Raw genomic sequence first — 25367 nt, 5'->3', positions numbered from 1 at the left:
TACTAGCCTGTTCTTCAAGAAATATCCTTACCTGTGCTCCCTGATATTTAAGCGAAATTCCGCTACACAAACAACGATGGTTCTTAATGGTCATTGATTGAACCTACCAAATTTTTGCATTTTTTTAAGGAAATAAGGTCGATTTAATGGAATTATATAACAGAATATAAAAATTGTATAACACAAAAGGAGCCCTCTGTAACGAACTTTGTTTCAAACAATAAGAACTATAAACACAACCAACATGAAAAAGACATCAGAACCATATCAACTCAATTCAAAAATCGGAAAAAGCTGGACTTTGGATTCCATGGACAACAAAAATTATGACCTCCCGGATAATTTCATCATGGGTATGACCAATGGCAAATCAGAATCAAACTGAGATAGATATCCATTTAATCGGTAAGACCAAGTGGCTTAATTATGATAAAAAAGAAAATGTCCAAAATATTGATAATCGCAGCAATACTATTGCTCTTTCTATGGGCCATTGGCTTTTTTATAGTAAACGTAGGCTTTTTAATACACCTGCTCCTCCTACTTGCTGTGGTACTATTTATTGCTAGGGTAATAAGAGACAAATAAAGTAATAATTCTAAAATACGGAAACATGAAAATTGTATATCTTAAAACGAACAACATAGCCAACATATTTAATCAGTTACAACAAGACTTGGGGGGAACGTTAAAAATTCGCCCACAGGAGTACAATTTAGAACTTGACAATAATTTGGTCAGCGGTGTCATAAGCGGAGTTTCCTTTAAGAACAATATTTCCTTTATGGAATATGACATTGTCTTTAAGGAAGATATGCTTCTCATCAATAATATGCCAATTACCAACCCTATTCACTTTATGTACTGTGCCAAGGGAAAAATTAGTCATAGTTTCGGTATCAAAGGAGAAAAAAGACTTCTGAACCAATTCCAAACAGGAATCTTTTCCAGTGACCCTAGCAAGGCCACGACCTTGTTCTTTAGGAAAAATGAAGTGGTTAAGCTTTCCAATATAATGGTAGACACCCATGAAGTTGCCCAAGATGATGATGATACCGACCTACTGAGAAATCAGTTACTTAGAACATTTATGCCCAAATCAGGACAGAACATTTTTGCCTACACTGGTTCCTATAATCTTAAAATAGCCGAAAAAATGCAGCAGTTAGGGGCCATCACCCAAAAAGGACTGGTCCGAAACCTATTGATAAAAGGTATTGTGCACGTTATTTTGGCCATGGAAATCCAACAACACAAGGAAGATAAAAAGAAAGCAAAAAATAATTTCGGTTCCTTGACCAAAGATGAAATGGATGATATAAAAGAGCTGTCCAATTTTATTAAGAACTATCCGGAAATTCAATATAGCCTGAAATATCTTAGCAACAAATCCGGTCTTTCACCAGCAAAACTACAGGAAGGTTTTAAACTGCTATTCGATAGAACGGTAACTGATTACATTAGGAATGTAAGGGTGGAGACCGCAGAACACCTTATTAAAACTTCCGACCTCAACATTTCAGAAATAGTATATAGTGTTGGCCTAACTAGCAGAAGCTACTTCTCCAAAATATTCAAAGAAAAATACAGTTGTAGTCCTAAACATTATCAGGACCATCAAAATTCGTTAGCTGTTACAGCCTGATATATTTAATAAGTTTATTTACACAACCAGTCTTTAGACTGGTTTTTTTGTTTTATCAAATAGGTCCCAACCCACACATCCCATTTGACTCTCCAATTCCCATCATCACTGGCTACGGAATATTAATTACTGAATGTTCGAGACTGCGCTTAAACTCCCATATTTTACAAAAAAACGGCAGGATAAATTCCCGCCGTTTTTCAATAATTTAAAAAGTCCAATCGCCTATTTAAAGGTCTTGAGGGAAGCCCTTAACATCCAGGACATTTGCTCATGTAATTGCATGATTCCGGTTATAAAATCGGCGGTACCCTCGTCATTGTGCTCCTCCGCATTTTCACTGATACTTTTTCTAATGAACTTGATAATTGTCTCATGATCTTCCAATAAAACTTCCATAAAACTGGAACTATCGTTCTTTTTTGGGCTTTCATCCTTCAAATGTGATAGTTTTAAAAATTCGTTCAAAGTCCCGGGAGAATAAAACCCCAACATGCGGATTCTCTCGGCAACCTCGTCTACAATTTTCTCTATCTTATTGTATTCTTCCTCAAAAAAAACGTGTTTGGTATGAAAGTCTATTCCCTCTACATTCCAATGTGCATTCCGCAATTTGGTATATAGCAAATACTCATCTGCCAAAAGTTTGCCCAGCATTGCCACTACGGCTTTTCTATTGTCTTTTTTTATTCCGATAGTTGCTTGTGTTGTTTCCATAATACTTAACTGTTTTTATTTTTTGTTAATAAATACAAGTTAAGGGGCTTTCACCAGAAACCTTGATGCTAACGATTATTTCATTTGCTCTATTTGGGCAAGGTTTATAGGAATCCGATTAACATGGTACAAAGAACAAAAATCCATTGCCATAAGGTAGCTTTAGAGTCCTTACTTGAAAAGGAATAGCGAGGCATTCTACAGTGCTTTTAATGCCTGTTTCAAGATAGGATTGCAGTCCGAAGAGAGAAAGAGAAGGAGAGCGTGTGTATGATCCAAAAAAGTAGCCCCTATTTCTGGAACTCCCATCCAATTTTTAGCCATGGTTATTTATGTTAAAAATTAATCTTTTTCCCCATCACCGGTAAGTGTATTTACCATCCCGTCCATTACATTGAGCCACAAATAATTAAAGAAAGATTTGGTTTTATCCCTCTCTGCATATATTTCCCCATATCTATAGCCCATTTTATCTGATTTGGAACCATCATTGGTAAATATATTCCCTACGAAAGTCAATAATTTGTTCACTCCCATCCTATCCTTTTTAAGGACCGTAAAACGAAAATCCTCATAGTTCATTTTCATATCCCCACTGGCACTAACCGCATCGCCACTAAGCGTAAAATACAGCTCTTCTACATCGCCCTCGGCCTCCGCACGAAGATTGGATCTCAGAAATTGATTAATACTTTTAGACTTAAAATTGGTAACCACGCCAGACACAAAAAATGGATCGTTTCCCTCTTTGGAATCAAAATTCCATGTTAGTTCTATCGGAGCTTCGCCCATCAGTTTTGCCTTGGCCATAATCTCGGTCTTTTCTTCATTTTCATAAATATTGGAAACATTACTCATTGAAGCCTTAAGATCGGAAAATACAATCTCTCCCGGAACCGTTCCTGTTTTCACCAATTCCGAATAGGCTATATATCCATCCTTGATCCTAACCTCGGAAATATTTAAATCTATCGGCAACTCGCGTAACATTTGGCTGTACAGTTTTTTTTGTTCGTAATCATCCTGTACAAGCTTATCGCGATAGATTTGCATTTTTGGGTTTTGGAAGACGACCGATTTGGTATTCAGGAAAAAACGTTCGGCCCTAAATCCGAAATCCATATTCACCAGCCGGACCTTAGGGATTTCCAAATCGATGTAATCATGTTCTTTATCCAATTTTTTGGAGAGAGTTCTCTTGTTATACTTGGACTTCAAAGATAAATTGCTCAATTGCAACACCCTCTTATCGATGTTGGTACCACTTAGGCTAAGCGCTTCATAGGGTCCAAGGTCAGCATACACCTTTCCTGTATTCAATTTGTAATCTCCATAGGAAAATGGGATTTTATGAGTTACCGTTTCCTTGTCCAGTTGTAGATTTTCCAGAGACAAATTGAAGTTTTCCACTGTAAATTTTATGGTGTTTGTCTCATTTTGAATATTCACGATTTCACCGTCCTCAATTTCCAAATGGTCCAAAACAAAAACCTTCTCTGTTCCAGTCTCCAAAGGCTTATCTGAAGTAATTTTGTTGGTCGTATTATCGTTATAATAACGCACCTTGGGGTTAAGCAACTTTATTTTATCGGCCCCAATAGTGTTTCCCAAAATATAATTGTAATAGCCAAAGCCTTCCATGCTTATGCTTTCCAAATGCATTTCCGTATGTTCATTACCAGCGTTCCTATTACTTATATCCAAGGTAACATCGGTTATTAGCAAGGAACCTGTAAGTAGGTTTACTTCTATTTTATCATATACCAAATGAATGTGGTCTGGTATTTTTTTATTCAGGAGATTCTCCACATATCTCTTGGCGCTAAATTGCAGGACGGCAAATAAAAGTAGCATAAGGGCCATTGCAATAGCGATGATCCAAACTATTTTGTTTTTTGGTTTGCGGTCGGCCATAATCAGTTGGAGAGTTAAAAACTATTATTCCCAAAGTTCGGTCTTACAGTTTTAATTAATGACCCAACAAAATTAAATATTGACTTTTTCCAAAGTCGGTCCCTTTCAATATCAATGGAGTTATAATTTGTTTTGATGGGGACAATGGGAAATCCTCAACATATTTAATCTTGTAAAAAATAAATTTCAAAATCATGAAAAAAATACTGAGTATATTAACAGTTATATCTATGACCATAGCAGCGGCCAATGCCCAATCAGTTGCCAAGAACGCCCTAGGTCTAAGGCTCGGGGACAATGACGGATTTGGAGGGGAAGTGTCCTATCAAAGAGCTATATCCAATAACAACAGGCTCGAATTTGACCTAGGTTGGCGCGATTCCAACAATGTTGACGCCTTTAAATTGGTCGGACTCTATCAGTGGGTAATGCCTATTGAAGGTTTGTTTAACTGGTATGTTGGTGCAGGTGCGGGAATTGGCTCCTTCGATTCCCCTGGTGGAGACGGTGCCTTTGCCCTTATTGCCGGAGATATAGGTATAGAATGTAATTTTGATTTTCCTCTTTTGCTGTCCTTGGACATACGCCCAGAGTTGGGTTTTAACGATAGTTATTCCGATGATCTGGATTTGGATATCGCTTTGGGTATCAGGTACCAGTTCTAAAACAATTGAAATAAAAGATAGCATTTACCCTAGTATCAATTTTCTTGATTTCTAGGGTATTTTGGTTCTATAGCCACATATGGCCTACCAATACTTTTAATTCCCATGTTGGTAATAGGGGGGTCTTAAGCTTTCCAGTTCCAATAATACTTGTTACTTCATTAGAGTTTGTCTCCAAAGTTTTTTAAATTACTGAATTAAAATCGGTCAAACTTTTATAAAAATGAAAAAACTGGAAGGACAGCTCGTAATCGTTACGGGTGGAGCAAGAGGCATTGGTGAAGGAATCTGCAAGGTATTTTGCAATGAAGGCGCCACGGTGGCCTTATGGGATGTATTACAAGATGGGCAACAAACCGCAAAAGTAATTGCGGACTCCGGTGGAAAAATATTTTATCAAAAAGTAGATGTTACCGACCAAGAATCTGTAGACAGAGCGGTTGCCAAGATTATTGAAGAATATGGTAGAATTGATGTTCTGATCAATAACGCAGGTATTATCCGTGACCGTTCTATCCTAAAAATGAGTCGTGAGGAATGGGATCAGGTAATGCGTGTCAATGTAGATTCGCTTTACATTACTGCTAAATCCGTAGTACCCCACATGAAAGCAGCCAATTATGGACGTATAATTTCAGCATCGTCCATAAATGCCTTTCATGGCGCTTTTGGGCAAACCAACTACAGTGCCAGTAAGGCAGCCATAGTAGGCTTTACACATTCGCTTTGTAGGGAAGTTGGCAAATACAACATAACGGTAAATGCCGTTGCCCCTGGCTTTATTAAAACTGAAATGACGGATTCAATGCCAGAGGATGTTATACAGGCAGGGATTTCGATGATTCCCGTAGGCCGGATCGGCACCCCGGAAGATATGGGACACGCCTATTTGTTTCTGGCATCAAAAGAAGCAGGATTTATAAGTGGCCATACCCTACATGCCAATGGTGGTGCCATGCCTGTTTAATGTATGCCCATACCTTTATGATATCATAAGAACTCCAATAAAACAAGTAGATGCAAACAAGAATAAAACAAAAATTCGATCTAAGGAACAAAGTGGCCATTGTAACGGGTGCCAGCAAAGGCATAGGTGCATCTATTGCCAGAGGGCTAGCCGAATACGGTGCCAAGGTGGTGATTAGTTCCCGTAGCCAGGAAGCGGTTGATGAAGTAGCCAACAATATGAATGCGGAAGGCTTCGACACCTTGGGAATAGCCTGCCATGTTGGTGATGAAACCCAATTAAAGGAACTGGTGGAAGAAACGGTAAATGCTTACGGAGGCGTGGATATTCTTGTGAACAATGCCGCTACCAATCCGTTTTATGGCCCCTTGGATACTATGGAGAATGCTTTATTTGACAAAATAATGGATATAAATGCCAAGGCCCCTTTTCTATTGGCCAACCTTTGTTATCCCATTATGAAAAAAAACGGAGGCGGGAGTATCATCAATATTGCTTCAGTTGAAGGAATGAAACCGAGTGCTGGATTGGGGCTGTACAGCGTTAGTAAGGCGGCTTTAATTATGTTGACAAAATCACAGGCCGTGGAATGGGGCAAATTTGGTATCCGTTCCAACGCAATTTGTCCAGGACTTATCAAAACCAAATTTAGTTCTGCCCTATGGCAAAACGAAAAAATATTGGACCAAGTAACACGCCATTTACCGGCAGGAAGAATGGCCGTTCCGGATGAAATGGCCGGCCTGGCCTGTTTTTTGGCTTCCGAGGCATCCAGTTATTGTACCGGGTCGATTTTTACAGCCGACGGGGGCCACATGATCGCTGGAGGGTTCAATTAGCAATCAGGCCAGAGCCCGGCAAACACCAAACAATTTAATTAGACAAAAACCAACCAAATGGCAGAAGAAAAACCAATCAATGAGGCTTATTCCACAGAAATTCCACAGTTATCGGATCTGACCCGTTACCAAGGAAAGGAATTGGGGGTATCCAATTGGATGACCATAACCCAGGATATGATCGACACCTTTGCCAAAACAACAGACGATAATCAATGGATTCATATAGACCCTGAAAAATCCGCCAAGTATTCTCCTTATAAAAAAACGGTGGCACATGGCTTTCTAGTACTGTCACTGGCCTCAAAATTTTGTTTTGAAACCCTCAGGATCAAGGATATTGCCATGGGAGTAAATTATGGATTGGACAAAGTAAGGTTCATGAATGCCACCCCTGTAGGCGCCTTGTTAAGGGCCCGAGTGTCTTTAATGGAATTCAACCCTTTTGAAGGTGGGGCCAAATACAAATTGAAGCTTGTATTTGAGCTTAAGGGCGAAGAAAAACCGGCATGTGTAGCCGAATTTATTGCCCAAGCCTATTCAAACTCCAAGAACGGGAAAGCAGATCCCGCAACCCACAAAGACGCACCTAGAAAAATTGAAAGCAAGATCAATGAGAGTGTTCTTTTTGAAAAGGAAAGCGATATCGGAATCATTACCCTTAACAGGCCTTCAAGATACAATGCGGTTACGGACGATGTGGTACAAGGAATCACCCAGGCCATGAACCTAATCCGAAAAGATGACGACATACGTGCCGTGGTCATTACGGGGGCCGGCAAGGGGTTTTGTGCAGGTGCGGATATGGCTGTCTTTGGTCAGATTACACCCGAGGAAGGGAGGGCATATATTACCAGTACTTACCAACCACTGATGCGCACGCTTTTTACACTTCGCAAACCTATTATCGGGGCCATTAACGGCACTGCGGCCGGTGTAGGTGCTTCCTTGGCCCTTGCGTGCGATTTAAGGGTAATGTCCGAAAGCAGTGCTCTGTTATATGCTTTTATCAATATTGGACTTGGCCCCGACGGTGGCGGAAGTTGGCTTTTGGCAAGACAGGTCGGATATAGCAAGGCATTGCAAATAGCCGTGGAAGGCAAAAAAATAATGGCAAAGGAATGTTTAGACCTTGGCCTCACCAATAAGTTGGTACAAGGCGACTCGGATTTGCTTAAAACGGCCAAAGCCTGGGCCCATGAATTGGCCAAACGCCCTACCCTAGCCCTTGGCGTCACCAAAGAGGATATGTTCTATGCCATGGGACACGATTTGTACGACACCATTGCTTATGAAGCTGAAAAGCAAGTGGCCACCTTTGGGAGTAGCGATTTTAAGGAAGGTGTCAACGCCTTTTTGGAAAAACGTCCCGCTAAATTTACAGGTAAATAATACTGTTTGTAAATATTGATACCCAATCCCACAGGTATTCCAAACTCATTTCACATAAAGACCGGAACCTGTAAAAAACAGAATAGATGAATTTCACCGAAATTAAAAATAGGATAAAGTCCTTTGTTCAGGATGAATTATTTCCTTTGGAACCCTGGATTTTAAATTGCAGCTGGGATGAAAAATTACCAAAGCTCAATGAACTGCGCCAAAAAGTAAAGGCCTTGGGGCTTTGGCTACCTCAGATTCCTAAGGAATACGGCGGATTGGGACTCACCAATTCCCAGCATGGGGAAATCAGCGAGATTTTGGGCGCCAGTCCCTACGGACATTATTGTTTTAATTGTCAGGCCCCTGATGCGGGCAACATGGAGATATTGATCGAATTCGGAACCGAGGAACAAAAAGAAACATACCTCCAACCTCTTCTAGCAGGAGATATTAGAAGTTGTTTCGCTATGACCGAACCCAATTTTGCGGGCTCCAATCCGGTAAATATGGGTACACTGGCCTTCAAAAAAGAAGGTCACTATGAAATAAACGGTCATAAATGGTTTACTTCAGGTTTTGATGGGGCTGCCTTTGCCATTGTAATGTTGATAACCAATCCAGAAGCGGCAGAAGTGCATAAAAAAGCAAGTCAAGTTATTGTCCCCACCAATGCCTCAGGTCTGGAGTTTATAAGAAATATTCCCGTTATGGGTCATCCGGGAAGTGGTTGGGAGAGCCATTCAGAAATTAAATTCCATAATACAAAAGTACCATTGAGCAATGTTCTGGGGGCCGATGGTGAAGGGTTTACCATAGCCCAAAAAAGGTTGGGACCGGGGCGTATCCACCATTGCATGCGATGGATGGGCATATGTGAACGCTCTTTTGACCTAATGTGCCAACGCGCGCTATCAAGGGAATTGGCATATGGAAAAACATTGGCCGATAAACAGACCGTTCAAAACTGGATTGCCGAATCCCGGGCCGAAATTAATGCCGCCCGATTGCTAATCCAGGATGCTGCACAAAAAATTGATACACAGGGCGCCTATAAAACCCGAAAGGAAATTTCCATCATTAAATTTTACTGTGCCAACGTGCTCCAAAAAGTAGTGGACCGTGCCATTCAAGTCCATGGCGCCTTGGGCCTTACAGACGATACTATTTTAGCTTTTTACTACAGGCACGAACGCGCTGCCCGTATTTATGACGGTGCAGACGAGGTGCACAAAAGCAGCTTGGCCAGACAAATTTTAAAAGAATACAGAATTTAAAAGCTATGTTGAACACTTGGAACGATATACCTACGACCGTCCGCGATGGGGAAGAATTGCCAGTGGATATTTTACAATCCTATTTGCAACAATTCTTTACCAACAAAGGCGATTTAAAAATAACCCAATTTCCCAGTGGCTATTCCAACCTCACCTATTTGTTACAATGGGGAAATACGGAATATGTATTGCGAAGACCACCTATCGGGGCCAATATAAAATCCGGTCACGATATGAAGCGTGAATACGACATTTTAACGGCTTTAAAACCCAACTACGGTAAAGTGCCTGATCCCAAACATTACTGCCAGGATGAAACCATTTTAGGTTGCCCCTTCTACCTGATGGAACGGGTGGAGGGCGTTATTTTAAGGGCCAACATGCCAACTGAAATGACCCCTTCCCCAGCACTGATGCAAGGCATATCGAACAGTTTTGTAGACACATTTGTACACCTTCACCAGCTCAATGTAAACGATATTGGATTGGGTGATTTTGGTAAGCCCGAAGGGTATATGCAACGTCAAATTGGAGGTTGGACCAAACGATATTTCAAATCCAAAACCGATGAAATACCCAGAATTGAAGCTGCAGCCCAATGGCTGGGCGGGAATATGCCCAAGGAACCTACAAACTATTCCTTGATCCATAACGATTTTAAATACGACAATTTGGTGCTGGATTCCCAAGATTGGACCAAAGTAAATGCGGTCTTGGATTGGGAAATGGCCACGATTGGTAATCCTTTGATGGATCTGGGGACTACCTTGGGATATTGGGTAAATCCCAATGACCCAGATTTTATGAAGCAATTAAATCTTACCCCGTCCCATTTGCCCGGTAACCTTTCCCGTGAGGAAGTGGTACATCTGTACAGTCTAAAAAGTGGCCACGTAGTAGGCCCAATTATTTTTTATTATGTCTATGGATTGTTCAAGATAGCAGTGATTGTTCAACAAATATACTTCCGATACAAAAAAGGATTTACACAGGACCCCCGATTTGAAAAACTAATTGACGGGGTAAAACTACTTGGTGAAATAGCAAATCAGGCCATATCTAAAAAAAGATTGGACAATTTATTTTAGTTTAAAATAAATTGTCCAATCTTTTTTTTACCTTCCAACCTATATAAAATATAGCCAATTTCATGATTACTCCCAAACCCGCAACAGATCAAATTCTTAGAATACTTATAATCCTTTTGTTCGTTCTACCGATTTCCAGCAATTGCTACGGTCAGGAAAATTTAAGCAAAACCCCCAATTTCATTATCATTTTTGCAGACGATCTTGGCTATGGCGATCTTGGCACTTATGGCCACCCAACCATTAAAACCCCGCATTTGGATCAAATGGCCGCCGAAGGACAAAAATGGACCAATTTTTATGTAGGGGCCAGTGTATGTACCCCTAGTAGAGCGGCATTATTAACTGGAAGGTTACCGGTAAGAAGCGGAATGGCCAGTGATGTTAAAAGGGTGTTGTTCCCTAATTCCAAATATGGTTTGCCAAGCTCGGAAATAACTTTGGCGGAACAATTAAAAAAAGTAGGCTACAGTACAGCATGTATTGGTAAATGGCATTTAGGCCATAAGGAGGAATACCTACCTACCAATAATGGTTTTGATTACTATTTTGGCATCCCCTACTCCAACGACATGGACTTTGTAGGCGATTATAAAGCCTATAAGGAAAAAAAAGGAAATTTACCCACCGAAAATTTCAATGTTCCCTTAATGAGGAATACCGAAATCATTGAAAGGCCTGCCAATCAAAATACCATTACCAAAAGATACGCAGAAGAGACCATAGCCTATATTAAAAAAAACAAGGACAATCCTTTTTTTATATACTTGGCCCACAATCTGCCCCACATACCCCTATTTGCCTCCGAAGATTTTTTAGGCAAAAGTAAACGAGGGATTTATGGCGATGTTGTTGAGGAAATTGATCATGGTATAGGGCAAATTATTGCCGCCCTAAAAGAAGAAGGCCTGGACAAAAATACTATTGTGGTATTTACATCGGATAACGGCCCTTGGCTGTCCTACGGAATTAATGGCGGCAGTGCCGGATTACTTAAAGCAGGAAAAGGTATGACCTGGGAAGGTGGCATGAGGGAACCCTGTATATTTTGGTCACCTACCAACATTAAGCCAGCCGTAATATCCGAATTGGGTACCACCATGGATCTTTTCCCAACCTTCAGTGCCTTGGCAAATGTACCAATGCCCAAAGACAGGATTATGGATGGTTTTGACCTAAGTGGAACCCTTTTTAAGAATGCACCCAGCCCGCGAAAAGGAGTTTTCTACTATAGGGGAACACAATTATATGCAGCCCGACTTGGAGATTACAAGGCACATTATATTACTGAAGGTTCCTATGGCCAGTTCGGCGAAAAGATAGTACACCCTGTACCGATCTTATATAATTTAAGTGTGGACCCATCTGAAAATTTTGACTTAGGGGCCAGTCAACCAGAAATAATATCGGAAATCAATGCTATGGTAAAGGAGCACCAATCCAAATTGGTAAAAGGCAAAGACCAACTGATGGATATAGAATAGACAAATGTGGATTAACCGCTGTAAAATTCAAAGGAAACTTGGTCCATTTTGTTTTTAGGCTATACCACTTCGGTAGGTTTCGGCGCAACTGGCCTATTGGCTCGAATACCGGCCACTATGCTCAAAATTAGAATCTGGGTGGCATGGAATACCATTAAGGGCAGCAAAATTACACCTATGGAAGCCATATTGCCAAAAAGAATTTTAGAGAAAACAGTACCATGCACCAAGGATTTTTTGGTGCCACAAAACTGGGCCGTAATTTGATCCTCGGTATTAAATTTTAGTTTTTTGGCCACAAAACCTGTTATTAAAAATACAAGGTAAAACAACCCTAGTACCGCTATAAAAAGTATCAACAAATCCACAAAGGATACCGTACCAAAAATGTTTTCTTCAAACGATCCGGCAAAGCTTTTATAGATTATAAGCAAAATAATGGATTTATCGAAGAAGGATAAACTTCTATTGTACTTCTGTGCCCACTCCCCCCAATATCGCTGTAGAAAAAACCCAAAAACTACAGGCAGAATAATCTGCAGTACAAGTTTTGTGTATATTTCCGTAAAATCAAAATCTGTTCCGGCATTTTGAACAAAGAATCCCATCCAAAGCGGAGTAATGGCAATACCAATTATACCCGAAATACTGGCATTGAAAATTGCTGCAGGGATGTTGCCCTTGGCCATAGAAACCATTACCACCGAGGAAGAAACCGTAGAGGGTAAGGCCGCCAAAAAAAAGAAGGCCAACCATAAGGTCTGCTGCTCTTCATTTTGTATAAGTGGATAAAATGCCAAAACGATTAAGGGAAAAATCAAAAAAGTGGATGCCTGCACCAACAAGTGCAACTTCCAATTCTTAAGTCCGGCCTTTAATTTAGAGGGACTCAATTTTAATCCATAAAAAAAGAAGATTAAGGAAATTCCTATTGTACCAATCGTATCGATCGGAACACCGCTGTCTGCCGTACCCCAATAGGGGAAAACATAAGCTATTCCAATGACAGCTATTATAGACAGGACAAACCCATCGATTTTAAATTTCATAGTCAATCCCCGTTTTATAATATGACCATTACAATAATGGTGGTAGCCTTATGACTGCGAAATTAATAATTAAACCACAGCCAATACCATACAGGATCCAATTTATTCGGCGCACCATTACAAGTGTAAATTAAAGCCCTAAAATTAGAATATGATTTCGTAGCGCACTCACAGAAATTTCTAAACCTTTCCTATCACAAATTAAAACTACCTATTGGCATCGGTAACATTATAAATTATATCGGCTACTTCAAATTTTCCATATACAAATTCCCCATCAGGATAATGCCATGTAGCTTCGCCATAAGAAGGCAATTGGTAGCCATTTATATTTTTGTAATTGTTTACAGGTGTTGAAAATGGAAATGCTTTCATTTCCGCTACGGAATAACGGTCATTGGACACAAAATTCACCAATTGTCCCTTTTCATTAAAATACAATTCGGCAGATATTATAGTTTCATTGTTATGAAAGGTGGCCCTTGCACTTAAGGCATCCAGGGTCTCCCAACTAATTCTGTCGTCTATTAAGGCAGCTGGGGCAAATAGGCATAGATCATTAAAAAAGGTGACGGTTTCCGTAGGATACAATTCCGGTTCTTCCAAGTCCACTACAGGAAAAAGCGATAAAAGTTTTATTTGCATGCGGGCAGTTTCGTTGGTATACTTATGATAGCCATTGGTAGGAAGGCCCATTACCTTGGCCTTCATAAAAAACAAGCGCCTTGGCACCCCAAAGAAATTATATTGAACCGATTCAAAAGGGAACCAATCTTTGCCTTTGTCCCGCATTTCGCCTTTGAATACAATTTTCATATTGTACACTTTTGGCTTTCCCACTGCACCTACATAACCCAGATACTTTTGAACGCAAATGGGCAGAGGTGCCAAATCCTCTTCACTTAAAACTTCCTTACTTGGGGCAACAGTGTTCATAGCAAAAGCAACATCATCTTTAAAACTTCTTTCAAATAGTATAGTTGCTTGACCTATGATAGCTGCGCACAAAATAATGGCATTCGCAATGGTTCCAAATTTGGCATCCATCCAGCTAGTAAAAATCAAGCCTTGGGAAAGAACTACCATTGCCAGGCCCAGTAAAGGCCACCAATCCTTTCTTAAGAACAATCCTATAGCGGTTACAATGAACATTATGGCTGCCAAAAACCAAAGTATGCCCATTGGTCTTGAAATTGCTTTGGTGAATTGTGACATCTCCCCAAATTGGAAAGCTTTGGCGAATCCGATCAAATGTATAAGACCGTGAATAATCAAGATAATTAAAACTGCAATTCGCATATTTCTATTCTTTGAATTATTTCAGCATTAAATCAGTACAAAAAGTCATTTTAGATTTCTACCTAAATTATTTATCCATTAACCGATATAAAAACTGGCGGCTGCCGCCATAAAATCCCAAGTTCAATTTCCCCTAATCGGACAGCACATAAAGTTCGATCCACGCTTCTTCCCTTACCAAATAAAATTCCTTGTAGTTTTCTGTAGGTGCACAGATCATAATTTTTAAGTTTACGGGATTAAAAATAAATAAGTCAGGGATCTTTGAAAATGACATATATCAGGTGATCAATATCTTATACAAACAACGGCCATTTTGAACATGGAATTCCTGCTAAATCTTAGAAGAATTACTAGAAATCAGCACAGAATGGGTACCGTCCTCCAAGAAAGGTGCTATAGCTTGAATTTGGTCGCAGCCTTGCGACTGACCCCGCCAATCACGAAAAAAAAATAGATGCAGGATTACTTGGCATGCCTGTTTAATTGTTCTCGAAGCACTGACCCTTCAAGCCTAAAAAGGTAAAAAAGATTTGCACTCCAAACACATTGCATCCATGTGGGAGCCGATACCATGACCCATTTTCAGACCGTATTTAAGTCCAACCCTTATTGATCCTTTTTCTTTCCACCACTAAACCTTAGTACCAGATACCCCACCAGACCGGAAACAACCGAACCTATCAAGATACCCACCTTAGCCGAATCTATCAGTATTGCATTATCTGAAAATGCCAGATTGGCAATAAAAATGGACATGGTAAAGCCTACCCCTGCCAAAATAGCTATTCCAGTAACCTGAACAAAGTTCATATCACCGGGCAATAGCGCCAACCGGAGTTTAACCCCCAACCAAGACATCAATGTAATCCCAAACAATTTACCAAGAAATAAAGCTATGGCGATATTCATCATCAAAGGGATATCAAAATCCACATTGGTACTGAAAACCACTCCCGCATTGGCCAGGGCAAAAACCGGCATAATAAAATAAGCTACCCAGCCGTGAAGTCGATGTTCCAACCTCTGAAGTGGTGAGGTAAATTTATCGGTCAAATCGTCAAGGTCGTCCATATGCCCTATTTGTTCTTTGGACAAGATCGGAACCTTTTCGTTATTGGATTGGGAAATACCTTCAATTATTTTGGAAAGGTTCTCCTTAAAATAATTCATATCGATCTTTTGCCGTATTGGCACGGTAAATGCCACAAGTACACCTGCTATCGTTGGATGTATTCCCGATTTCAAAAATAGCAACCAAATAATAAATCCAAGAATTACAGTCATATATTTGGAATAAATACCTTTAAATCCAAGATAAGAAAGTATTAGAAAGGGAATTAATGAATACAAGATCAAAAACCAATCAACCCCACCACTATAAAAAATTGCAATAACCAAGACTGCGCCCAAATCGTCCACTATGGCAAAGGCCGTAAGGAATATCTTTAAACTTAAGGGAACCCTATTTCCCAAGAGCTGAAGTATGGCCAATGAAAAGGCTATATCCGTTGCCATGGGGATTCCCCATCCCGGTGCCGTTTGGGGCCGATCATTTAAAAAAAGGAACAGAGCCAAAGGGAAAAGCATTCCCCCGAGAGCAGCAAACAATGGAAATATAGCCTTTCGAAATTCATTGAGTTCCCCAATCAGCAATTCTCTTTTTATTTCCAATCCTATCAAAAAGAAAAACAAGGCCATGAGCCCATCGTTGATCCATAAAGAAAGGGGTTTTGTAAGCTGAAACGCATCGGAACCAATGCCTATTTTATATTGCCATAAGGAATTGTAGGATTCACTAAACCCAGAATTGGCCCAAATCATGGCTATGAGTGTGGCGCTAAACAAGAGAACACCACTTAAACTCTCAATTTTTACGAATTTTTGGAAAGGGGTAAGAATAATTCTTTTGATCATAAATTAAAGATGTTATTGTAAATAAATGTCATAATTGTAAAAATACATAAATGCTTCAAATTGCAATGGACAAGCAATATTTACAAGTATTGATCATAAAAGGATTGGTGACCACGATTATTATAGCTCATAATAAGGAGCTATCCGTGCCACTTATAGATACGACCTCCAAGAACACTACCTAAAAAGTTACTACAGATCTACTAGTCAAACTCAATTTTCGAGACCAACCTTAACATTTTCCCACTTAAGGAATACAACCATTGTAATTGTTCGGTTACCAAATGGGCTTCCTGAAGCTCGCGCTCCAATTTTATATCCATGGGAGAGGAAAGTTCTATCCTTTGTGGAACAAAAGTAGGTAGCTGTTCCTTGGAGTTTGGACCGTTCTGACGGTCAACAAGGGCCTGGTCCAATTTTGAACCTTCCAAAGCAAGAAGTACCTGCTCTAGGTTTTTATCAATTTGAGAAATAAATTTTTTAAATTTTAACGTAGCCTCAGTGGTAGGGTTGTTCTGGATATATGTGCTAAAGGATGCCAAAGATGACAGAAAAGTATGGTTCAGCACAACCAGTTCATATATTTTATCCAGATTCTTTTGTTTTGATACAGGTTCTTGTGCCATGCGCTGAAAGGCCGAGCTAAGGTTGGAAGTTTCCACAAAAGCTTCCTTACGGGAAATCTTATAAGTGGTAGTCACCTTTCCCTTTAGTTCATAATAATGGGCAATTTGGGCAAGAAACTCCCTATTGGCCTTAACGCTATTTTCTATTTGTTCCCTGATCTCCATAAACCCCCAGGCCGGCAAAATCCACAACATGGCCATAAAGGACAGGCCAGCACCGATGAGCGTATCCAATATTCTGTACTGTATTACGGTTATTATGTCCGGACGGATAATGGCATAAACGAATACTACGGTAAGTGTTATAAAGGTAGCCCCTGCCCTATAATTTTTTTGCACCATTGAAAAGGCTACGACCAAAGACACCACTCCCAAAACCCCAAATACATAAGGGTTCTGTATTAAAAAAACAAAACCGGTAGCAATAGCACCACCTAAAAGTGTTCCAATAATCCTATCCTTTGTACGGGATTTAGTAAGGCCGTAGCTGGGCCGCATTATGACTATAATAGTCAATAGTATCCAATACGGGTTTTGAAAATCGAAGAAATTACCAAGGGCATACCCCACCATAACGGTCACGGACAACCTTAACGAGTGTCTAAATATGGTAGACCTAAAACTAAAGTTACTCAGCAATAGTTTGGGATCGTAATCCTGGGGAACTATAAAGCGTCTGGCCGCAGCCTGGTCTATTAAATCTACCGAACCCATATCCGGATTTCCAAGAAGCCATTTTATCTTTTTAAGCTTCTCAAATTGTTTTTCCAGATAATGAAATAGGTTTTGAAGCATAAGTCCCCCCTCAAAATCCCCAGCACCCGTATCGTTCCTGAAACTTGTTATTTCATTTTCCACCTTTTCAAAACATTGTGCCAATTTGGAATTTTTGGGAAACTTATTATGGTCGGCTCCCATGTCGGCAATTAACCTTAGTTGACTTGCCATTTCGAATATTAAATTCTGAAAGCTCTCTATAAACTCTGGGTGATCTCCAAGAAGCGCATCCATTTTATCATAATTGACAGGATTGGCGATCGCCGTTTCGAGCATATCTATCAATTCAACAAAGATCAACAGCCTCTTGGCCTGATAACTTGATCTTCCAGAACTTTTCCTCGAAAGAAGCAATATTTCCCTTAGGGTTTCATGATGCTCAATTAACTTACTCTGTATTTCATATAATTTGGACTGCAATTCCAATCGGTCCGTCTTAGGACCAACCAATTGCCCCCTGGTTTCCAAAAATTCAGCAGTAAGCCTATAGGTCTCCCCAAAAAGTTCTTCGGTTTGCGCCTTAGGGTTTATATGGTACCAAAGCACTGCCAAAAACAAATACCATAGTCCCCCAACCCCTATTAAAATTGCGTATTCATAAATTTCGAGTTCCTGGGATTCGTGGGCAAAGCTCAATACCAAGGCCAGTAAGCCGGAAAAACTAATAAGGGAGGCCCTAAACCCATACACGGAAATAAAAGCGATAGCAAATGTTAACAATCCCAAAACGGGAATAAGTAATCTAGTTTCTAATTTCAAATAACCTGCAATGAAACTTACCACCATAACCAGGACCGCAGAAAATAGGATCCCCAACTTTTTGTGTCGAAAATTACCGCTCACATCACTAGGTGAACTCCAAAAAGCCCCAAAGCAAAGGGCCAATCCAATTTCCAAATGCCCCCACTTAATGGAAAGTAAAATAGGTACCGTAACAGCTATGGCAATCAGAATGGCCTTGGAGAAATTAGTACTTTTTAAAAAGTAGAGCAGTTCCCTAAGATTATTAAAAATGAGTTGGCTGTATGATTTCAATTCTTATTTGTTCAGCTATAAAGATACGATTTGCCATTGCTATGGCAAATATTGAAAATCCTGTATTTTCAATGTATTCCATTTTCTTACACAACCTATATATGGCTAGGCACACCAACATACTGGCATATTAAGCCTCGAACAAAACTTTGAAATGAATCATAAAAACCATATTTTTGTTTAATCTTTTTTTAAAATAAATGAACAACGTTAAAAGTAATTTTAGCATAAAGGACCTTGAAAATCTCTCAGGAATTAAGGCCCATACCATTAGAATATGGGAAAAACGCTACAATCTGTTTCAACCTAACAGAACGGATACCAACATTAGATGCTATGATATAGAGAACCTGCAAAAACTTCTTAATGTTACATTCCTTTACAATAACGGTTATAAAATTTCCAAGATTTCTCAGTTGGGGGAGGATAAAATTCCCGGCGTAGTAAGAAATTTGGTTTCCGATCAAAGCAATAACGGACATGTTTTAAATTCCTTTAAAATGGCCATGATGAATTTTGACCAGGCCTTATTCTCCAAAACCTATAATGGGCTTTTAAAGGAAAAGTCGTTTAGGGAGATCTTCTATGACGATTTTATCCCTTTTTTAAATGAAGTAGGACTGTTATGGCAAACCGATACCATAACACCCTCCCATGAACATTTTATTTGCGCCCTGATCAAACAAAAGATTTTGGTAAATACGGAAAAGTTGCAATTCAGTACGCCCACTAATTCCTCCAAGAATTTTGTGCTATACCTTCCCGATAATGAAATTCACGAGTTGGGATTAATGTTCCTGAATTATGAAATCCTGTCCAAAGGCTACCATGCCATATTTCTTGGACAAAGCATCCCCATACCCTGTTTAAAGGATTTATTACCCTTATACAACAATATTGTATTTGTTTCCTATTTTACGGTACAACCGCACAGGGAGAATATTATGGCCTATCTTAAGGATTTTTACGACTTGCTGCTAAAGGATACTACTTCAGAGCTTTGGATATCGGGAAAAATGCTCCAAGACATAAATCAAAAAGATTTGCCTAAATCCATAGTTGCCTTTTCCAAGATAGATCATTTGGTCGAAAGCCTTTGATACCCCAAGGTTTAAGTCAGTTACCCTAGGTGAGGCAGTCTGCCGATGAGGCAGACAAACGTATGAGCATTGAAATTCCACTTAGAAGCTGCTCCTGTTTCAGACCTACTTTATTGATGTACAACCCCTTAACGAAGAGGTGGCACCCCTCCTAATCGCCATAAAGGGATGTGAACCTATTTCCCATTGGTAAAACGCTTTAAATGGGTAATAAAGGAATACACTTGGCCTTTTAAAGGTTTCTGCAAGCTCTTCGCCCTAAATTCAAGTTAAAGTTTGTTTAATATTTCAATAAAAAGGTTAAACATTTTGTACCTTGTGCCCTACAATTCAAAGTCATGGCAAAAAAGAAAACTATTTCAGAAAACGACATAATTGCATCCTACATGGATTTTGTCCTGGAACATAATGAAAATCCAAAGTCGGTCAACGCTTTCGCCAAAGCCAACAATTTTGAAGAATCGGAATTTTATAAATTTTTTGGTTCTTTTGAGGCTGTTGAAAAACATGTATTTAAAGCTATTTTCAACAACACTATTTCTGTCTTGCTGAAAAGCGATGATTATAAATCTTTCGATGCGCGTAATAAACTATTGAGTTTTTACTTCACCTTTTTCGAAAATTTGACAGCCAACCGAAGTTATGTGGTTTATGCCTTGCAGCAGCATAAAAACAGTCTTAAAAGTTTAGCCCTATTATCGGAGCTAAAAAAGAGCTTTGTCTCCTTCGTTGAGGGTCTCAATATAGAGACTCTTGACCTAAAACAGGAGCAAATAGATAAAATCCAACGCCGGGCCCTACAGGAATCGGCCTGGCTACAATTGTTATTGACCCTTAAATTCTGGATGGAAGATACCTCAGCTTCTTTTGAAAAGACCGATATTTTTATAGAAAAATCCGTCAATACTAGTTTTGATATTTTGAACATTACCCCACTTAAAAGTGTGGTCGACTTTGGAAAATTTCTTTTCAAGGAAAGAATGCACAAGAACTAAAAATTGATAGATGAAAACCATAGACAATATACCTGTTTCAAAAATACATCGTGCCACAAAATTGGTGTCCACGGGTGCCAGGGTTGGGGTAAATTACCTGAAGTACTATGGTGATAAACTTACAAAAACCGAGCTTCAGGCAAGAACAAGACTTAACGAGAACAATGCCGAAGATATTTATGACAGCCTAAAACAGCTCAAAGGAAGTGCTCTAAAAGTTGCCCAAATGTTAAGTATGGAAAAAAGCATATTGCCCCAAGCATATGTGGAGAAATTTTCCTTGGCGCAGTTTTCCGTCCCCCCATTATCACCTCCCTTGGTAATCAAGACATTTAAAAATTATTTTGGCAAACTGCCCAATGAACTATTTGATTCCTTCAACACAACTTCAGTAAACGCTGCCAGTATTGGTCAAGTCCATGAGGCAGTAAAAGATGGGAAAAAACTTGCTGTGAAAATCCAATATCCAGGAGTTGCCGATAGTATAGCCTCCGACCTTGCCCTAGTTAAGCCCATTGCTATAAAAATGTTTAACATAAAAGGCAAAGATTCGGACAAGTACTTCAAGGAAGTTGAAGGAAAGTTACTAGAGGAAACAGATTATGTATTGGAAATGGAACAAAGCAAGGAAATTGCCGAAGCCTGCTCAGGAATTCACAACCTTTTGTTTCCCCAATATTACGAAGAATTGTCCTCCGACCGAATTCTTACCATGGACTACATGCAAGGAGAACATCTTTCTGAGTTTACGGGCTATAACACCGATCAGGATAAGGCCAATAAGTTGGGACAGGCCCTTTGGGATTTTTATATGTTTCAGATTCACAGACTGAAAAAAGTTCATGCCGACCCACATCCTGGAAATTTCTTGGTATCCAGGGAAGGTAAATTGATAGCACTCGATTTCGGTTGTATGAAAATTATTCCCGAGGAATTTTATGTCCCTTATTTTGAACTGGCGAAACCGGAAAATATAAGGGACCATAATTTTTTTGTGAGCAAATTATACGAACTGGAAATTTTACGTAAAGACGATTCAAAAGAGGAAACGGAATTCTTCACTGCAATGTTCCATGAATTGTTGAGCCTTTTCACCCAGCCGTTTCAGGCAGAAACCTTCGATTTTTCAGATAGTGGGTTCTTCGGTAAAATCACGGAATTGGGACAGCGCTACTCAAAGAGTACGGAACTGCGTAAAATGAACGGCAATAGGGGCTCCAAACATTTCATCTATATTAATAGGACCTTTTTTGGACTATATAACCTTATGTTCGATTTAAAAGCCAGCAACATTAAGATCAACAACTTTAATAAATATTAATGTTTCGAATAGGTTGAACAGTGTATCCCATATAATATAAAAAATGAAGATTCTCGTAACAGGAGCCACAGGGTATATCGGCAAAAGATTGATTCCCGTTTTAACTAACGAAGGGCATCAGGTGGTCTGTGTTGTACGCGATACATTAAGAGCCGACAAAACCTACCTAGAGGATGATAATATCAGTATTGTAGAGGCCGATTTTTTAAAACCGGAAACTTTAAAATATATCCCCAAAGATATTGATGTGGCGTACTATTTAATACACTCCATGTCCAATTCTTCGAACAATTTTGAGCGTTTGGAAGCGGCCTGTGCGGCCAATTTCAAAAACTATTTTTCCTCTACCAACTTAAAACAAGTAATTTATTTAAGCGGTATTACAAATGAGGAACAACTTTCCAAACATTTACAGTCCAGAAAAAATGTGGAGGAAATTCTAGCTTCGGATTCGTACGCACTCACCGTTTTTAAGGCAGGTATCATTGTGGGATCGGGAAGTTCATCTTTTGAGATCATTAGGGATCTTGTGGAGAAACTCCCCGTAATGGTAGCTCCGAAATGGCTCAACACCAAAACCCAACCCCTGGCAGTAAGGGATGTTTTGGCCTTTTTATCAAAAGCAAAAGCAAGGAAAGATCTTTACAACACCTCATTTGACATTTTTGGGCCAGAAATTTTGACCTATAAGCAAATGCTCTTAAAATTTGCAGAAATCCGGGGGTTAAAACGGTATATTTTAACCGTACCGGTCATGACCCCAAAACTTTCTTCCTATTGGCTTTACTTTGTAACCTCTACCTCCTACAAATTGGCAACTACCTTAGTGGATAGCATGGGCGTGCAAATCGTTGGAAAATCCAGTAATATCAATCAACTCCTGGACGTGCACCCTATAACATATAAAGAGGCGGTGCAATTGGCTTTCGAAAAAATTGAACAGAACAGTATTGTGTCTAGCTGGAAAGATTCCATGATTAGCAGTGGCCGACTAAAGAATAACCTTCACAAATACATTAATGTTCCCATATACGGATGTTTTAAGGATTATAAAGAACGTAAAATCCAAAATGAGGAGGACACGATTAACAAAATTTGGTCTATCGGAGGTACCACGGGCTGGTACTATGGAAATTTTCTCTGGAAAATAAGGGGATATCTGGACAAATTGGCAGGGGGTATCGGTCTACGTAGGGGAAGAACCCATATTTCAGAATTGGATGCCGGTGATGCTTTGGATTTTTGGCGGGTAATTTTCAGTGATAAGAAAGAAAAAAAATTATTACTATATGCAGAAATGAAGCTTCCGGGAGAGGCTTGGCTCGAATTTAGAATTGAGAATGGACTTCTTAAACAGACCGCAACCTTTAGGCCCCGTGGAATTGCTGGCCGTTTGTACTGGTACAGCGTCTACCCCTTTCATGGTCTTATTTTCAATGGCTTGATCAATAAACTGGTTTCCAGATAGAGTTTTCCATAACCATAGCTTATAGTATTATAGAAAAATAGAATTAAATTTTGTTTAACTTATTTTAAAATCCATTAAACATTTTGTAACTTTGAGAAGAGTGCAACGGTAAGATGATTTTAGAAACTTCACATAGTAACAAAGATATTTCCCTACTTATAAATGATCTGGTTGGGAAACCATTCAACCTTATAAAATCCATAAGGATGAAAGGGACTGTTTCCAATAGAATGATTATAGAGGAATACAGCGCCAATATGAAAGATTTTCTCAATAGCTCCTTTGACGCTACTTACGCCAATATTGAATTGCGGCCTTTAGGAATACTGGTGGGAATCTTTAAAGGTCTTACCAATTTCACATGGGTTATTCCATATTACCAACTGATAATTTACAACAACGACTGTAGTAGTCTATATGCCCAAGGGCGATTTATTCGGTTCAGAAGGGATGTAGCCTTTGAAAAAAGTAAATCTTTCCTACATAAGTTGTTGAAACAAAAAGCCGGATATGAATCCAAATATGATTTTTTAAATTTTAAAGGAGTTTGAGCAAAGGGGATATTGACCGTATAATTGGAATGGCCTGGATAAAAAGAACACCTTTTGAAGCCATAACCTATCAGTTTTCAATCTTTGGGCAAGAAGTGGTTAATCCCATGGGCCTGGAAATGACTCCAAATGGCTTTAAAACTTGGCATCAAATTGCTGAAGTCCGCGCCATCACACACCAAAAATTAAGAACACCAGCTCAAGGACACTTTAAATGTTCTGGACAAAACCAGATTACACAAAACGCAATTACAAAACGCTAACGGTGCTTTGACTTATGGGAAGCGTACATAGGTACAGCACAATAAAAAGATAAAATGAACACAAAAACTGTAGCCCCAAATAAAATAAATGGCCATAAATTAAATGGTTTTACCCTTGCTGATATTGGCGACGACCATCTATATACCGGTTTGGATACACCATTGAAAGCAAATGCATTTGAACTTTCGGATACGGAGAAAAAACAACGTATTGCCCTATTGTTTCAGGAAATTATGGACGTTATGGGGATGGACCTAACTGACGATTCCTTAAAGGGCACACCAGAACGTGTTGCCAAGATGTATATCGATGAAATTTTTTCTGGAATAAATCCAAAGAACAGGCCAAAGATCGCTTTATTCGACAACAAATATCAATACAATCAAATGTTGGTAGAGAAGAACATTACCTTCTATTCCAACTGCGAACACCATTTTGTACCAATTATAGGGAAAGCACATGTAGCCTATATTTCCACTGGTAAAGTAATAGGCTTGTCCAAGTTGAACAGAATTGTACAATATTATGCCAAAAGGCCCCAAGTTCAGGAACGTCTAACCAACCAAATTGCGGAGGATCTAAAAACTATTTTGGGTACGGAGGACGTGGCCGTCATTATTGACGCCAAACATCTATGTGTTTCCTCCAGGGGCATTAAGGACGAATCCTCCACGACGGTAACCTCCTATTATGGAGGAAAATTCAATACAGCATCAAAAATAACAGAATTACAAAACTACATTAAAGACTAAAATTATGGACATCATAAACGAAGCATTGGAATTTGAACAAAGAAAACTAAAATCGCTTTCCACTAGCGACAGAATTGAAATTTCGAGAAAAGCAAAAGCCTTGATACTAGGCCTGAATGAAATTTATAAAAGCAAGAAGGATGACAGTATTATGGACATCATGAAACGCCTAACCGCTATAAAACGTAAAGTGGAAAAAAGGTTAAAAGGCCGAAACTTGGTGAGCCAAGTATAAGA

Annotated in this window: 26 protein-coding genes; 19 read left to right on the top strand and 7 right to left on the bottom strand. The window is 39.4% G+C overall.

The window, feature by feature from the left end; genetic code table 11:
* The first annotated feature begins 244 nt into the window (after positions 1 to 244).
* Genes C7972_RS23800 through C7972_RS11680 form a run of 3 tightly spaced genes read left to right on the top strand, consistent with a single transcriptional unit; the run spans position 245 to position 1645 of the window.
* Positions 245 to 385 (top strand): hypothetical protein, encoded by a 141-nt coding sequence (locus C7972_RS23800; protein ID WP_181422865.1) that lies wholly within the window; start codon positions 245 to 247, stop codon positions 383 to 385.
* A 41-nt stretch (positions 386 to 426) separates the two neighbouring features.
* Positions 427 to 588: a lmo0937 family membrane protein gene (locus tag C7972_RS24420; protein WP_110356367.1), complete on the top strand. Its 162-nt coding sequence runs from the start codon at positions 427 to 429 to the stop codon at positions 586 to 588.
* Between the two features lie 25 nt (positions 589 to 613).
* Positions 614 to 1645 carry an AraC family transcriptional regulator gene (locus C7972_RS11680; RefSeq protein ID WP_110356366.1) on the top strand — a complete coding sequence of 344 codons (1032 nt, stop codon included), beginning with the start codon at positions 614 to 616 and terminating at the stop codon, positions 1643 to 1645.
* 225 nt (positions 1646 to 1870) lie between these two features.
* Here C7972_RS11680 and C7972_RS11675 read toward each other — a convergent pair whose 3' ends face one another.
* Positions 1871 to 2362 carry a Dps family protein gene (locus C7972_RS11675; protein WP_110356365.1) on the bottom strand — a complete coding sequence of 164 codons (492 nt, stop codon included), beginning with the start codon at positions 2360 to 2362 and terminating at the stop codon, positions 1871 to 1873.
* Positions 2363 to 2704: 342 nt separating this feature from the next.
* Positions 2705 to 4276, bottom strand: coding sequence for a hypothetical protein (locus C7972_RS11670; RefSeq protein WP_110356364.1), 1572 nt, complete (start codon positions 4274 to 4276; stop codon positions 2705 to 2707).
* Positions 4277 to 4470: 194 nt separating this feature from the next.
* Between C7972_RS11670 and C7972_RS11665 the strand changes: the two genes are divergently transcribed.
* The 7 genes from C7972_RS11665 (at position 4471) to C7972_RS11635 (ending at position 11976) form a co-directional block, all read left to right on the top strand.
* Positions 4471 to 4941: a hypothetical protein gene (locus C7972_RS11665; RefSeq protein WP_110356363.1), complete on the top strand. Its 471-nt coding sequence runs from the start codon at positions 4471 to 4473 to the stop codon at positions 4939 to 4941.
* A gap of 223 nt (positions 4942 to 5164) precedes the next feature.
* On the top strand, positions 5165 to 5908 hold the full coding sequence (locus C7972_RS11660) for an SDR family NAD(P)-dependent oxidoreductase (protein ID WP_110356362.1): 744 nt from the start codon (positions 5165 to 5167) through the stop codon (positions 5906 to 5908).
* Positions 5909 to 5958: 50 nt separating this feature from the next.
* Positions 5959 to 6747, top strand: coding sequence for an SDR family NAD(P)-dependent oxidoreductase (locus C7972_RS11655; RefSeq protein ID WP_110356361.1), 789 nt, complete (start codon positions 5959 to 5961; stop codon positions 6745 to 6747).
* 57 nt (positions 6748 to 6804) lie between these two features.
* Complete coding sequence (locus C7972_RS11650) at positions 6805 to 8139, top strand: enoyl-CoA hydratase-related protein (protein WP_110356360.1); 1335 nt, start codon at positions 6805 to 6807, stop codon at positions 8137 to 8139.
* A gap of 86 nt (positions 8140 to 8225) precedes the next feature.
* Positions 8226 to 9404 carry an acyl-CoA dehydrogenase family protein gene (locus C7972_RS11645; protein WP_110356359.1) on the top strand — a complete coding sequence of 393 codons (1179 nt, stop codon included), beginning with the start codon at positions 8226 to 8228 and terminating at the stop codon, positions 9402 to 9404.
* 5 nt (positions 9405 to 9409) lie between these two features.
* A complete protein-coding gene (locus C7972_RS11640; RefSeq protein ID WP_110356358.1) occupies positions 9410 to 10492 on the top strand; it encodes a phosphotransferase family protein in 1083 nt (360 codons plus the stop codon).
* 62 nt (positions 10493 to 10554) lie between these two features.
* Positions 10555 to 11976 (top strand): sulfatase, encoded by a 1422-nt coding sequence (locus tag C7972_RS11635; RefSeq protein WP_110356357.1) that lies wholly within the window; start codon positions 10555 to 10557, stop codon positions 11974 to 11976.
* Between the two features lie 59 nt (positions 11977 to 12035).
* On the opposite strand, the gene C7972_RS11630 is transcribed toward C7972_RS11635, so the two are convergent.
* The 4 genes from C7972_RS11630 to nhaA form a co-directional block, all read right to left on the bottom strand.
* Positions 12036 to 13025 carry a bile acid:sodium symporter family protein gene (locus C7972_RS11630; protein ID WP_110356356.1) on the bottom strand — a complete coding sequence of 330 codons (990 nt, stop codon included), beginning with the start codon at positions 13023 to 13025 and terminating at the stop codon, positions 12036 to 12038.
* A 207-nt stretch (positions 13026 to 13232) separates the two neighbouring features.
* Positions 13233 to 14324: a DUF6544 family protein gene (locus tag C7972_RS11625; protein ID WP_110356355.1), complete on the bottom strand. Its 1092-nt coding sequence runs from the start codon at positions 14322 to 14324 to the stop codon at positions 13233 to 13235.
* 133 nt (positions 14325 to 14457) lie between these two features.
* Positions 14458 to 14601, bottom strand: a complete 144-nt coding sequence (locus tag C7972_RS23795) for a hypothetical protein (RefSeq protein ID WP_181422864.1) — start codon at positions 14599 to 14601, stop codon at positions 14458 to 14460.
* A gap of 332 nt (positions 14602 to 14933) precedes the next feature.
* Positions 14934 to 16241, bottom strand: coding sequence for a Na+/H+ antiporter NhaA (gene nhaA / locus C7972_RS11620; RefSeq protein WP_110356354.1), 1308 nt, complete (start codon positions 16239 to 16241; stop codon positions 14934 to 14936).
* A 50-nt stretch (positions 16242 to 16291) separates the two neighbouring features.
* Between nhaA and C7972_RS24180 the strand changes: the two genes are divergently transcribed.
* Positions 16292 to 16426, top strand: a complete 135-nt coding sequence (locus tag C7972_RS24180; RefSeq protein WP_258364834.1) for a hypothetical protein — start codon at positions 16292 to 16294, stop codon at positions 16424 to 16426.
* Positions 16427 to 16444: 18 nt separating this feature from the next.
* Here the strand turns inward: C7972_RS24180 and C7972_RS11615 are convergent, their stop codons facing one another.
* Positions 16445 to 18679: an FUSC family membrane protein gene (locus C7972_RS11615; protein WP_110356353.1), complete on the bottom strand. Its 2235-nt coding sequence runs from the start codon at positions 18677 to 18679 to the stop codon at positions 16445 to 16447.
* A gap of 200 nt (positions 18680 to 18879) precedes the next feature.
* Between C7972_RS11615 and C7972_RS11610 the strand changes: the two genes are divergently transcribed.
* The 8 genes from C7972_RS11610 (at position 18880) to C7972_RS11575 (ending at position 25365) form a co-directional block, all read left to right on the top strand.
* On the top strand, positions 18880 to 19779 hold the full coding sequence (locus tag C7972_RS11610) for a MerR family transcriptional regulator (protein WP_110356352.1): 900 nt from the start codon (positions 18880 to 18882) through the stop codon (positions 19777 to 19779).
* Positions 19780 to 20117: 338 nt separating this feature from the next.
* Positions 20118 to 20774, top strand: coding sequence for a TetR family transcriptional regulator C-terminal domain-containing protein (locus C7972_RS11605; protein WP_110356351.1), 657 nt, complete (start codon positions 20118 to 20120; stop codon positions 20772 to 20774).
* 10 nt (positions 20775 to 20784) lie between these two features.
* Positions 20785 to 22095, top strand: coding sequence for an AarF/ABC1/UbiB kinase family protein (locus C7972_RS11600; RefSeq protein ID WP_110356350.1), 1311 nt, complete (start codon positions 20785 to 20787; stop codon positions 22093 to 22095).
* Between the two features lie 43 nt (positions 22096 to 22138).
* Positions 22139 to 23563: an SDR family oxidoreductase gene (locus C7972_RS11595; RefSeq protein ID WP_110356349.1), complete on the top strand. Its 1425-nt coding sequence runs from the start codon at positions 22139 to 22141 to the stop codon at positions 23561 to 23563.
* A 206-nt stretch (positions 23564 to 23769) separates the two neighbouring features.
* Complete coding sequence (locus tag C7972_RS11590) at positions 23770 to 24114, top strand: hypothetical protein (RefSeq protein WP_258364833.1); 345 nt, start codon at positions 23770 to 23772, stop codon at positions 24112 to 24114.
* Positions 24111 to 24377: a TIGR03643 family protein gene (locus C7972_RS11585; protein ID WP_258364832.1), complete on the top strand. Its 267-nt coding sequence runs from the start codon at positions 24111 to 24113 to the stop codon at positions 24375 to 24377. The genes C7972_RS11590 and C7972_RS11585 overlap by 4 nt, the downstream gene beginning before the upstream one ends.
* A 54-nt stretch (positions 24378 to 24431) precedes the next feature.
* On the top strand, positions 24432 to 25130 hold the full coding sequence (folE, locus tag C7972_RS11580; RefSeq protein WP_110356347.1) for a GTP cyclohydrolase I FolE: 699 nt from the start codon (positions 24432 to 24434) through the stop codon (positions 25128 to 25130).
* A gap of 4 nt (positions 25131 to 25134) precedes the next feature.
* Entirely contained in the window at positions 25135 to 25365 is a 231-nt protein-coding gene (locus C7972_RS11575; protein WP_110356346.1) for a hypothetical protein, read from the top strand.
* Positions 25366 to 25367 lie beyond the last annotated feature (2 nt).

Source organism: Arenibacter sp. ARW7G5Y1, assembly GCF_003201775.1.
GTDB lineage: Bacteria > Bacteroidota > Bacteroidia > Flavobacteriales > Flavobacteriaceae > Arenibacter.
The sequence above is the reverse complement of the archived record's forward strand: the minus strand, read 5'-3'. Positions and strand labels throughout refer to the sequence as shown.